This window comes from Solwaraspora sp. WMMB335 (genome assembly GCF_049179075.1).
Lineage (GTDB): Bacteria > Actinomycetota > Actinomycetes > Mycobacteriales > Micromonosporaceae > Micromonospora_E.
On the sequence record NZ_JBMHMF010000001.1, the window covers coordinates 6,249,568 to 6,261,492 of the forward strand.

7 protein-coding genes are annotated in these 11,925 nt (G+C 72.2%); 6 read left to right on the top strand and 1 reads right to left on the bottom strand.

All coding sequences use genetic code 11. The features are described from left to right. Position 1: 1 nt before the first annotated feature. The 4 genes from ACN27F_RS26900 to ACN27F_RS26915 all read left to right on the top strand — a co-directional run bounded on the left by ACN27F_RS26900 (position 2) and on the right by ACN27F_RS26915 (position 6,959). Positions 2-1,363, top strand: a complete 1,362-nt coding sequence (locus tag ACN27F_RS26900; protein WP_421438077.1) for a Rieske 2Fe-2S domain-containing protein — start codon at positions 2-4, stop codon at positions 1,361-1,363. Continuing rightward, a complete protein-coding gene (locus ACN27F_RS26905; protein WP_421438079.1) occupies positions 1,356-2,885 on the top strand; it encodes a glutamine synthetase family protein in 1,530 nt (509 codons plus the stop codon). The genes ACN27F_RS26900 and ACN27F_RS26905 overlap by 8 nt, the downstream gene beginning before the upstream one ends. A 12-nt stretch (positions 2,886-2,897) precedes the next feature. Next, complete coding sequence (locus ACN27F_RS26910; RefSeq protein WP_421438081.1) at positions 2,898-4,352, top strand: aldehyde dehydrogenase family protein; 1,455 nt, start codon at positions 2,898-2,900, stop codon at positions 4,350-4,352. Positions 4,353-4,457: 105 nt separating this feature from the next. After that, complete coding sequence (locus ACN27F_RS26915) at positions 4,458-6,959, top strand: FAD-dependent oxidoreductase (protein WP_421438083.1); 2,502 nt, start codon at positions 4,458-4,460, stop codon at positions 6,957-6,959. Here ACN27F_RS26915 and ACN27F_RS26920 read toward each other — a convergent pair. Beyond that, positions 6,895-7,722 carry a GntR family transcriptional regulator gene (locus tag ACN27F_RS26920; protein ID WP_421438085.1) on the bottom strand — a complete coding sequence of 276 codons (828 nt, stop codon included), beginning with the start codon at positions 7,720-7,722 and terminating at the stop codon, positions 6,895-6,897. The genes ACN27F_RS26915 and ACN27F_RS26920 overlap by 65 nt on opposite strands. A 309-nt stretch (positions 7,723-8,031) precedes the next feature. On the opposite strand from ACN27F_RS26920, the gene ACN27F_RS26925 reads away from it, so the two are divergent. Continuing rightward, the gene (locus ACN27F_RS26925; protein ID WP_421438087.1) at positions 8,032-10,041 is read left to right on the top strand and encodes a primary-amine oxidase; all 2,010 of its coding nucleotides are present in this window, start codon (positions 8,032-8,034) and stop codon (positions 10,039-10,041) included. Between the two features lie 171 nt (positions 10,042-10,212). Continuing rightward, entirely contained in the window at positions 10,213-11,859 is a 1,647-nt protein-coding gene (locus ACN27F_RS26930) for an ABC transporter substrate-binding protein (protein ID WP_421438089.1), read from the top strand. Positions 11,860-11,925: the final 66 nt, after the last annotated feature.

The window sequence follows — 11,925 nt, forward strand, 5'->3', positions numbered from 1 at the left end:
CATGCTGCGGCGCGAGGAGAACGAGCGGATCACCCGGACCGGGCCGGGCACCCCGCTCGGCCGGCTGATGCGGGCGTACTGGCAGCCCGCCGCCCTCGTCTCCGAGCTCGACCCACAGCGGCAGGTCAAGCCGGTCCGGCTGCTCGGCGAGGACCTGGTGCTGTTCAAGCGGGACGGTGGCGGCTGGGCGTTGGTAGGACGCTTCTGCGCGCACCGTGGCGTCGACCTGGCGTACGGCCGGCACGAGGACGGCGGGCTGCGCTGCCTCTACCACGGCTGGCTGTACGGCCCGGACGGGCGGTGTCTGGAGCAGCCGGCCGAACCACCGCACAGCACCTTCGCCGGCAAGATCCGCATCCCGAGCTACCCCTGCCAGGAGCGCAACGGCATCGTCTTCGCCTATCTCGGCGAGGGCGCCCCGCCGCCGCTGCCGCACTACGACTGCTTTCAGGCGCCCGACGAGTACACCTTCGCCTTCAAGGGGCTGTGGGAGTGCAACTGGCTGCAGGGCGTCGAAGGCGGTATCGATCCCAGTCACGTCTCGTTCCTGCACCGGTTCATCGACGAGGACCCCCGCGACGCGTACGGACAGCAGTTCAGCGAGGAGGTCGCCGGCACCGGGCAGAAGCTGTCCAAGCTGGTCGGCGACGCGTACCGGCCGGACATCGAGGTCGAGCAGGCCGAGCACGGCCTGCGGGTGTACGCGCTGCGCCAGCTCACCGAGGACATCCGGCACGTACGGATCACCAACCTGGTGTTCCCGAACGCGTTCGTGGTGCCCTTCGGCAACAGCAAGGTCTTCTGCCAGTGGCACGTGCCGATCGACGATGTCCACCACTACTGGTACATGATCTTGTACGACTTCGCCGAGCCGACTGACAAGCAGACCCTGCTCGCCCAGCGGCTCACCGAGGTCTCCCTGCCGGACTACCGGCCGCTGCGCAACCGCGCCAACAACTGGGGCTTCGACCCGGCCGAGCAGCGCGAGCTGACCTACACCGGGATGGGCCTGGACATCAACGTCCACGACCAGTGGGCAGTGGAGAGCATGGGCCCGATCCAGGACCGCACGGTCGAACGGCTCGGCGTCTCCGACCGGGCGGTGACCGCCAACCGCCGGCTGCTGCTGCGCGCCATCGACGCCTTCGAAGCTGGCAGCCCGGTGCCCGCCCGGCCCGCCGACGCCCCGGCCGCCAGCGCGCTCACCGGCCCGCCGGCCGTCGACACGATCGCCCCGACGCAGGGGTGGGAACAGACCTGGCGAGAGCGGGAGGCGCAGCGGCGTACCGCCTCGCCATGGGCCGCCGCCCGGCCGACCGCGACCGGCGCGAGTGCCGACAAGGCGGTGGTCGGCGATGCGTAGCGTCGACGAACGGCCGGTCGCCGCCGGCGGTGCCGGCTACCCCGCGTTGCCGATGCTGGCCGCCGACCGGGACGGCTTCATCGGCCGCCACCAGCTGTGGACCGACGCCCAGTACGCCGCCGCCGGTCAGCTGCGCCGAGTGGTCGACGAACTCGGCATCGAGATGATCCGGTTCTCCTTCGCCGACCAGCACGGTGTGCTGCGCGGCAAGACGCTGACCCGCCCGGCGGCCACCGCCGCGCTGCGCTCCGGTGTGACGGCACCGTCGTCGCTGCTGCTCAAGGATTCCTCCGGTGCCTCGGTGTTCCCGGTCTTCGCCGCCGACCCGCAGGTCGGGGTGGCCGGGTTCGCCGGCGCCGGGGACGTCGTGCTGGTGCCCGACCCGACCACGTTCCGGGTGCTGCCATGGGCGCCGCGTACCGGCTGGGTGCTGTGCGACCTACGTTTCCCGGACGGCTCGGCGGTGCCGTTGTGCACCCGTGGCCTGCTGCGCGGTCAACTGGACCGGCTCGCCGCCGCCGGCTACGCGATGACCGTCGGCGTCGAGCTGGAGTTCCACGTCTTCGAGGCCACCGGCCCCGCCGTCGGGCTCGACACCGACCAGGCGGGCCGGCCGGGTGCCCCGGGGCGGGCCGGCAGCGTGCGGCCGGTGAGCCGGGGTGCGCAGCTGCTGCACGAAGACGGGCTGGACCGGGCCGACGAGATCGTCCAGTTGCTGCACCACGGGTTGACCCGCCTCGACCTGCCGCTGCGCTCGATCGAGCTGGAGTTCGGGCCGAGCCAGTTCGAGATCACGTTGACCGCCGGGGACGCGGCGGACGCCGCCGACCAGGTGCTGCTGGCCCGCTCGGCGATCCGTCAGCTGTGCCGCCGGCACGGCTACCACGCCACCTTCATGTCCCGCCCGGCCGGTGCGGAGACCGCCTCCACCGGCTGGCACCTGCACCAGTCACTGCGCACGACCACCGGCAGCACGGCGGCGTTCGACCCCACCGCGCCGGGCGAGGTGCTGTCGGCCGCCGGTGGGCACTACCTCGCCGGGCTGTTGGCGCACGCGGACGCGGCCGTCGCGTTCGCCGCCCCGACGGTCAACGGATACAAGCGTTACCTGCCGTACTCGCTCGCTCCGGACCGGGTGGTGTGGGGGATCGACAACAAGGGAGCCATGGTCCGCCTCGCCGGCGCCGGCTCCGACACCGGGGTACGGCTGGAGAACCGCTGCGGCGAGCCGGCCGCCAACCCGTACCTGTACATCGCCTCGCAGGTGGTCAGCGGCCTGGACGGGATGACCCGCCGGCTCACCCCGCCACCGCCGGTGGAGGATCCGTACGCCGCCGACGCGCCCCGGCTGCCGGGCTCCCTTGCCGAGGCGCTGACCGCCGTGGCCGCCGACCCGGTGTTCACCGACGCGCTCGGCGCCCCGGTGATCTCCTGGTACGTGACGCTCAAGCGTCGCGAGTTCGCCCGCTACCTCGCACACGTCTCCGATTGGGAGCAGCGCGAGTACTTCGATCTGATCTAGGAGTTGCCACCGATGACGTCGTCCTTGGCGCCGCTGGCCGAGCTGGAACCGTTCCATGTCGACGGTGAGTGGATCGATCCTGGTCAGCGGGTGCTGATCGAGGTGCGGGATCCGGCCAGCGAGACGGTGATCAGCCGGGTGGCGCAGGCCACCGCCGCCGACGTGGACGCCGCGGTGGCCGCGGCGACCCGTGCGTACGCCGATCGCCGGTGGAGCGGGCTCGCCCCGTTGGAGCGGACCCGGGTGCTGCACCGTCTCGCCGACCTGCTGGAAACGCACCAGGAGGAACTGGCGGTGCTGGAGACCCGGGACAACGGCAAGCCGATCGAACGCTCCCGCGCCGACACCGCCTCGGCGGCTCGCGCGTTTCGGCATTTCGCCGGCGCGACCAGCCGGCTGACCGGCACCGTGGTGCCGATCGACGGTGGCGGCCACCACGTCTACACGGTGCTGGAACCGGTCGGGGTGGCCGCGCTGATCCTGCCCTGGAACTTCCCGATCATGACCGGCTGTTTCAAGCTGGCCCCGGCCCTGGCGGCCGGTTGCCCGGTGGTGGTCAAGCCGGCCGAGCAGACCCCGCTGACCATGCTGCGGGTGGCCGCGCTCGCCGCCGAGGCGGGCGTCCCACCGGGCGTGCTCAACGTGCTCACCGGTGACGGTGCGGTGGGCGCGGCCCTGGCGTCGCATCCCGGGGTGGCGAAGGTGTCGTTCACCGGATCCACCGAGGTGGGTCGACTGGTGATGGCCGGCGCGGCGCCTACCACCAAGCGGCTGACCCTGGAGCTGGGCGGCAAGAGCCCGAACATCGTGTTCGCCGACGCCGACCTGGACGCGGCGGTGCCGACCGCGATGCGGGCCTCGTTCGGCCACTCCGGGCAGATGTGTACGGCGGGCAGCCGGTTACTGGTGCAGCGGTCGATCCTGGACGAGATGGTCGAGCGGCTGGCCGCGGCGACCCGCCGGGTGCCGCTGGGCAACGGGCTGGACGGCGGGGTGACCGTCGGCCCGCTGGTGTCGCAGGAGCAGCGCCGGCAGGTGCTGTCGTACATCGAGGCCGGCAGGCGGGAAGGGGCGACGGTGGTGGTCGGCGGCGGGGTGCCGGACCGGCCGGGCTACTTCGTCGAGCCGACCCTGTTCACCGGGGTACGCAACGACATGGTCATCGCCCGGGAGGAGATATTCGGGCCGGTGACCGGGGTGATCGCCTTCGACGACGAGGACGAGGCGGTCGCGATCGGTAACGACACGTCGTACGGGTTGGCCGCCGGAGTGTGGACCCGGGACCTGTCCCGGGCGCACCGGACGGCGGCCGCGCTGCGGGTCGGCACGGTCTGGGTGAACACGTACAACATCTTCGACCCGGCGCTGTCCTTCGGTGGGGTCGGCGACTCCGGCCTGGGCCGGGATCTGGGCGACGATGCCCTGCACTCGTACTGCGAACGCAAGGGCGTCGTCGTCGCGCTCTGACCGGCGGTGCTCCGGTGACGGCGGGTGGCACCGCGCCGAGCCGGGGCACCGCCCCGATCACTGATAGGATCCACTTTGACGGACTCTGTATCCCGGGAAGATCCGATGGCTCGCGTACCGCTGGTTCCGGCGGCACCCGTGCCGCTGGATCCGGCGGCGCTGCGGGCCGCCACCCCCGGCGCGAGCCTGGCCCACCACCTCAACTCCGCCGGGGCCGCACTGCCCAGTCTCGCCGTGCTCGACACGGTGATCGAGCACCTGCGCCTGGAGTCGCGGCTCGGCGGGTACGAGGCAGCCGAGGCCGCCGCCGGTCGCAGCGCCCAGGTCTACCGGTTGGCCGGGCAGCTCATCGGGGCCAGCGACGACGACATCGCGCTGGTGGAGAGCGCCACCGTCGCCTGGCACCGGGCCATCGACGCGCTGCGCCTCGGGCCCGGCGACCGGGTCCTCGCCGCCGCGTCCAGCTATGTCAGTTCGGCGCTGCACCTGCTCGAACTGCGCCGGACCAGGGGCATCGTCGTCGAGGTGCTGGCGGCCGACGACACCGGGGGAGTGGACCTGGCCGCGCTGCAGCGGGCGCTGCGCGAGCCGGCCGCGCTGGTCACCGTCGCGCACGTACCCACCTCGTCGGCGCTGATCGAGCCGGTGGCGCAGGTCGGTGCGCTGGCCGCGGCGGCCGGCGTGCCGCTACTGGTCGACGCCACCCAGTCGGTCGGTCAGCTGCCTGTCGACGTGCGTCGGCTCCAGGCCGACATCCTGGTCGCCACCGGCCGAAAGTTCCTGCGCGGCCCGCGTGGCACCGGTCTGCTCTACCTCGACCCGGCGCTGCGCGACGCGGCGCGCCCGCTCACCCCCGACGTGCGCGGTGCCCGCTGGACCGGCGACGAACAGTACGACCTGCTGCCCGGCGCCCGCCGCTACGAGACCTGGGAGGCGTCGCACGCGCTGCGGCTGGGGCTGGGCACCGCGCTCGCCGAGGCGCTCGCGCTGGGCATCGACCAGATCAGCGGGTACGTCAGCGGGTTGGCCGACCGGCTGCGGGCCGGGCTGCGCGAGCTACCCGGGGTGACGGTGGTGGATCCGCTGGCGGCCGGCGGCGGGATCGTCACCTTCGTCCGTGACGGCGAGGATCCGGTGCGGACCGTCCGTACGCTGCGCGCCGCCGGCCTGCACCTGGTCGCCGTGCCAGCCAGTCACGGGCAGTGGGACCTGGGCCGGCGCGGCCTGCCTGCGGTCGTGCGTGCCTCGGTGCACGTCTACAACGGTGACACCGAGGTGGACGCGCTACTGGCGCAGCTCGCCCGCCCGACGCCGGTGCCGGCCCAGGTCATCCCGGCCTCGGCCCTCGCCGCCGGTCCCGCTCTCGTCGCCGCTGCCCCCATCGCCGCTGCCCCCATCGCCGCTGCCCCCGTCGCCGGTCCCACGCTCGTGGGCGGCGCGGACCGGCGGGCCGACGTGCTGGTGGTCGGTGCGGGGATCCACGGCCGCAGTGCGGCCTGGCAGCTCGCCGCCCGGGGCGCCGGGGTGGTACAGCTCGACCGGCTGCCGGCCGGACACACCGAAGGCTCCTCGCACGGCCGGACCCGGATGATCCGCCGGGCCTACCCGTCACCGGTCTGGGACGGGCTCATCGACCGGGCCTACGCGGCCTGGCGCGACCTGGCGCAGGCGGCCGGGCAGCCGCTGGTCACCACCGTCGGCGGGTTGTACGCCCGGCCGGCCCGCGCCGGCGGTGGCCTGCGCGGGCCGGACTGCACTCTGGTCGATGCCAACGCCGCCGCCGGCATCCTGCCCGGTCTGGTGCTCGGCGAGGACATGGTCGCGGTGCATGACCCGGCGGCCGGGATCATCGACGCGGCTGCCGCGATGCACGCACTGACCGAGTTGGGCCGGGCCGCCGGGGTACGCCGTCGCGACGGCCGCGCGGTCACCGGCTGGTCGCCCGAGGGCACCGGGGTACGGGTGCGCACCGACGCCGGGGACCTGCTCGCCGACCGGCTCGTGATCTGCGCCGGCGCGTGGACCGACCAGCTGCTGCCGGAATTCACCGGCCTACTCACCGCCGTGCGCATCATCAACATCCATATCGGATCGTCGGCGCCCGCGTTGTTGCGCCCACCGGCGCTCGGGCCGTTCTCGGTCGAGATTCCCGGAACCGGGCTGCTCTACGGCATTCCGGCGTACGGGCCGGACATGGTCAAGGTCGGCTTCGACCACGGGCCGGTCGACGACCTGGCCCGGCCGCCGGCCCCGGTCACCGCGGCCGAGCGCGACGCACTGCTCGCGGTGGCCCGGCGGTTCCTGCCGGCGGCCGACGGTCCGGTGGCCGCCGAGGTGACCTGCCGCTACACCATGGCGCCGGGCAACCGGTTCGCGGTCGGCGCGTTGCCGGCCCACCCACAGGTGCTGGTCGCCGCCGCCTGCTCGGGCCACGGTTTCAAGTTCGGGCCGGCGATCGGTGCCGCCCTGGCCGATCTCGCCACCGGATCGGCACGTCCGGACCTGGACTTCCTCGCCCCGGCGGCGATGGGCGTCGTCGGGCTCAGCCCCGGAACACGGTCGCCGATCGCCGCTCGTACCAGCGAGCCAACTGCTCCCCGGCACTGATCACATGAGCCTGCATCTCGCGCCGGGCCCGGTCGCCGTCCTCTTCGGCGAGCGCGGCGATGATCCGCTCGTGTTCGTTGAAGTTGTCGTCCCGGTGCCGCGGATTGTCCTGCAGCACCAGCGCGGAGACGTTGCGCGGAAAGGCCTCGTTGATCTCCTTGATCACCCGGGCCAGCCAGTCGTTGCCGGCGATCTGGTGGATCAGCGTGTGAAACCGGTCGTTGGCCGCGTTGGTCGAGCTCGCCAGGGTGGCTCGGGGACCGTCCGGCGCGCCGGTGGCCGTACCGCCGGTGGCCGTACCGCCGGCGGTCGGGACGTCGGTGGGCAGGGCGTCGGCGCGCGGCAGTTGCTCGTCGCTGCGCCGGGGTGCGATGCCGCCCCGGGCGGCCCGTTCGGTGCGGCGCAGCAACGTGTTGGCCTCGCGCAGTTCGTCCAACACGTCGTCGGTGATCCGGCTGACCGCCCGCTCGCAGGCCAGCCCTTCCAACTCGGCCCGCACCTCGTACGCTTCACGGACCTCCCACGGGGCCGGCACCCGGACCACCGCGCCCCGGTGCGGGACCACCTCGATCAGTCCGCCGGTCTGCAGCTGGCGCAACGCCTCGCGGACCGGGGTACGGCTGACGCCGAGCATCTTGGCCAGCTCGGCCTGGCGCAGCTGGGCGCCGATCGGGATCTCGCCGGACATGATCCGGGCCCGGATGGCGGCCGCGGTGGCGTCGACGAGGGCGCTGCTGGTGGTTTCGGTGGAGCTGGCTGGCATGCCCGGTGCCCCCGTCTGGTCGGTGTCTGGCGCGCCCGGGCGGACCTCGACCGGGCTGCGATCGCCTCCACAGTGGTGCGATGTGGCTGTCACGATAGCAAGCCCGCACCGAGGGCGACGGGTCCAGTGGCTCCTGCTTTGGATCCAGGTTTTGGATCCAAAGATCCTGCTGTAGTATCCGAGACTACCTTGGCCAGGGAGTTTTCCGTCAAGCACCGGGCCGTCCACTGCCCTACCGGCGGGGCCTGGCACCGCTCCGGCGGCCTGGAAAGCACCAGAACGACTCCCGCGACGGCGACAGGAGCAATCGTGAGTGCCCACCACCCCAGCCCCGATGCTCGGAGCCACCGCGCCCATCCGCTGGACCCGCCCACCCCGGCGGAGATCGCCCGTGCCGTGGCCGCCGCCCGGTCCGACGGCCGGCTCGGCGAGCGCATCCGGTTCTGGGGCGCCACCCTCGACGAGGCGCACGCACGGGCCGTCGCGGCCGGCGCCGCCCCGGCCGGCGAGGTGCGGCTCGAACTGGTCGCGATGGACCACGCGGCCGGCACCGCCTGGGAGATCGACGTCGCGCTCGCCGACGCGGCGGCCGGTGCCGACCGGTGCCTGGACTGGCGACCGCTCGATCCCCGCCGGCCCGGCATCACCTCCGAGGAGGCCCGCGCCGCCGCCCAGGCCTGCCGGCAGAGCCCGCTGCTGCGCGAGGCGCTGGCCAAGCGGGGCATCCACGACGTCTCGCTGGTCATGATCGACGCCGAGTCGATGGGCGGCTTCGAGCCGGAGCGCTACCGCGACCGGCGACTCACCTGGGGGACCGTCTGGCACCGGGTCGACGAGGGGGACAACGGCTACGTACGCCCGGTGCAGGGGGTCGTGCCGATCATCGACATGGCCACCATGGAGGTCCTCGACGTCGAGGATCACGGCGCGGTGCCGGTCTCCACGGAGGCCGGGCCGCTGGAGGCCGAGGCCTGGCCGACCCGTCCCGGGCTCACGCCGCTCGACGTGGTGCAGCCCGACGGGCCCAGTTTCGCCGTCGACGGCTGGCAGGTGTCCTGGCAGGGCTGGCAGTTGCGGGTCGGCTTCACCCACCGCGAAGGGCTGGTCCTTTACGACCTGACGTTCCAGGGGCGGCCGGTGGTCAAGCGGGCCGCCTGCAACGAGATGTACGTGCCGTACCTCGACCCCAACTCCACCCAGTACCGCAAGAACTTCTTCGACTGGGGCGAGTACGGTGCCGGCCCACTGACCAACTCCCTGACGCTGGGCTGCGACTGCCTCGGCGTCATCCACTACTTCGACACCGCCTACCTCGGCGGCGATGGCGAGCCGGCGACCATCCGCAACGCCATCTGCATGCACGAGGAGGACCACAGCGTCCTATGGAAGCACAACGACCTGCGGCGCGGGGTCAGTCAGGTACGCCGCTCCCGGCGCCTGGTCATCTCCAACTTCCAGACCGTGGCCAACTACGACTACGGCTTCTACTGGTCGCTCTACCAGGACGGGCGGATCGAGCTGGAGGTCAAGCTGACCGGCATGCTGTCCGCGTCCGGCATCGAAGAAGGCGACGAGGTGCGCTACGGCCGGATCGTCGCGCCGAACGTGCAGACCCCTACCCACCAGCACTACTTCGGGCTGCGGCTGGACATGGCGGTGGACGGGCCGGACAACCGGCTGGTCGAGGAGCACGCCGAGGGGGAGACCGACCCGGCCCGGAACCCGTACGGCAACGCGGTGCGCAACGTACGTACCCCACTGGTGCGCGAGTCGCAGGCGGCCCGGCGCACCGATCCGGCGTCCGCCCGCCGCTGGCGGGTGGAGAGCACCACCGCCACCAACCGGTACGGTGAACCGACCGCCTACCGGCTGCTGCTGCCCGACACCACCCGGTCGTTCGCCCGCCCGGACTCGGTGACCGCCCGCCGGGCACCGTTCATCCACCAGCACCTGTGGGCCACGCCGTACCACCCACGGGAACGGTTCCTGGGCGGGCAGTACCCGAACCACGCCGAGCCCGGATCCGACGGGGTACAGGTCTGGCAGCGCCAGGACCGCGGCATCGACGGCACCGAGCTGGTGCTCTGGCCGGTGCTGGGCACTCACCACTTCCCCCGCCCGGAGCAGTGGCCGGTGATGCCGGTGGACACGATCCACATGATTCTCGAACCGGACGGCTTCTTCGACCGCAATCCGGCGATGGACGTACCGGATCCGGCGGCTGTCCGCGGTGCCGGCACCACCTGCTGCTCGACGGGCTCCGGCAGCTCCGTCGGCTCCTGCCGTGCCGTTGCGACAGACGTGGCGCCGGCCGATTGACCTGGCCGGCGCGCCGGCCGCCGCGCCGGCTACGGGGGAGCCCTGGTCGCTGACATCAGACGTTCACATTCGCGATACGGACCCGAATTGGGTACCACTCACCATGATTTTGGATCCAATCTTAGATAAATTAAATCCATCTTCGTCCCATACCCTGCCGAGGAGCGCACTATGTCGGACGATTCCCGTACCCCACCGCACCACCTGATGTCCCGCCGCGCGATGCTGCGCGGTGCCGGTCTACTCGGTCTCGGTTTCGGGGCCAGCAGCCTGCTGGCCGCCTGCGGCGTCGCCTCCGACGGCAACGACGACGGCGACAGCGGCGGTAACAGCGGCGGCACCCTCACCCTCGGCATCGACGCCACCAGCGCGGTCAACGACCCCGCGTTCTACACCTCGCTCGGCGACTGGATGGCGGTCGACTGCATCTGCCGCGGCCTGACCTTCATCTCCTTCGAGACCAACGAGCCCCAGGCCGACCTCGCCGAGAGCTGGGAGATCTCCGACGACGGGCTGACCTACACGTTCACGCTGCGCGACGGCGTCACCTTCCACGACGGCACCACGTTCACCTCGGCCGACGTGCTGGCCAGCCTCAACCGGCAGTTCAACGAGGACGACCCGACCCTGCCCGAGGGGTCGTCCCGGCCGCTGCGCAGCCTGGGCGCCAACGTCGCCTCGCTGACCGCGGTCGACGACCACACCGTGGAGATGGTGCTCAGCGCGCCCGACGCCACCGTGCTCAACCGGCTGTCCGACATCGGCGGGCGGATCATCTCCAGCGCCGCCCTCGACGAGTACGGCGCCGACATCGGCAAGAACCTGGTCGGCACCGGCCCGTTCGTCTTCTCCTCGGCCACCGCCGGTCAGCAGGTGGTACTCACCGCGTTCGAGGACTACCGGGGCGGCCGGCCGGACATCGACCGACTGGTGCTGCAGCAGGTGCAGGACCCGTCGACCATCGTCAGCTCGCTGCTCAGCGGTGACCTCTCAGCGACCCAGTTCACCCCGTACTCGGCGGTCGACCAGCTCAAGTCCGACGACCGGGTGACCTTCCACGACACGCCGTACAGCTTCGACGCGATGATGGTGATCGACGCCCGGCGCATTCCGGAGCTGGCGGTCCGTCAGGCGATCAACCTGGCCATCGACCGGGACGCGATCATCGCCCAGGCGTTCTCCGGTGTCGGCGCGCTGCCCGAGGGCTACACCATCCCGCCGTCGCAGAACGGCCACGACCCGAGCCTGGCCGACCTCAGCCGCTACGACCCGGACGAGGCCCGGCAGCTGATCGAAGCCGCCGGTGCCACCGGGCGGGAGGTCGCGTTGATGGCCGCCAGCGACTCGTGGCACCCCCGGGCCGCGCAGATCGTCGCGCAGAACCTCACCGACGTCGGTCTGAGCGTGGTCACCGACTCGGTCGACCCGGCCACCTACTTCAGCCGGCTGCTCGACCCCGAGGACCCGTTCCACGAGCTGATGATCTGGGAGCGCAACTCCTACATCCCGGACCCGGACAACATGATCGGCGCGATGGGCCTGCCGTCGGGTGTCTACGGTGACTTCACCTCCGGATTCAACACCCTGCCCGGCTCGGAGGCGTTCGCCGACGACCTGTACGAGGCGAAGAACCTGCCCGACGGCGACGAGCGCACCGCCGCGTACAGCGACATCCAGCGCCGCTTCGCCGAGCAGTACATGGTCCTGTCCATGCTGGCCTACTCCGCCAACCAGGTGGTCAGCGGCGCCAACGTCGAGGGCATGAACGTGGCCGCTCTCGGCAGCCACCGCTGTTTCATGGAGAACGCCAGTGTCTGACCCGGCACCAGGGCAGGCACCGGCAGGCGGTCCCGCGTCGGGCGGCGACCCGCCGGTGGCGACCGG

Bases quoted from the DNA above. Each gene is read 5' to 3' on its own strand.
- ACN27F_RS26900 (WP_421438077.1), top strand. From the start codon at position 2: ATGCTGCGGCGCGAGGAGAACGAGCGGATCACCCGGACCGGGCCGGGC.
- ACN27F_RS26905 (WP_421438079.1), top strand. From the start codon at position 1,356: ATGCGTAGCGTCGACGAACGGCCGGTCGCCGCCGGCGGTGCCGGCTAC.
- ACN27F_RS26910 (WP_421438081.1), top strand. From the start codon at position 2,898: ATGACGTCGTCCTTGGCGCCGCTGGCCGAGCTGGAACCGTTCCATGTC.
- ACN27F_RS26915 (WP_421438083.1), top strand. From the start codon at position 4,458: ATGGCTCGCGTACCGCTGGTTCCGGCGGCACCCGTGCCGCTGGATCCG.
- ACN27F_RS26920 (WP_421438085.1), bottom strand. From the start codon at position 7,722: ATGCCAGCCAGCTCCACCGAAACCACCAGCAGCGCCCTCGTCGACGCC.
- ACN27F_RS26930 (WP_421438089.1), top strand. From the start codon at position 10,213: ATGTCGGACGATTCCCGTACCCCACCGCACCACCTGATGTCCCGCCGC.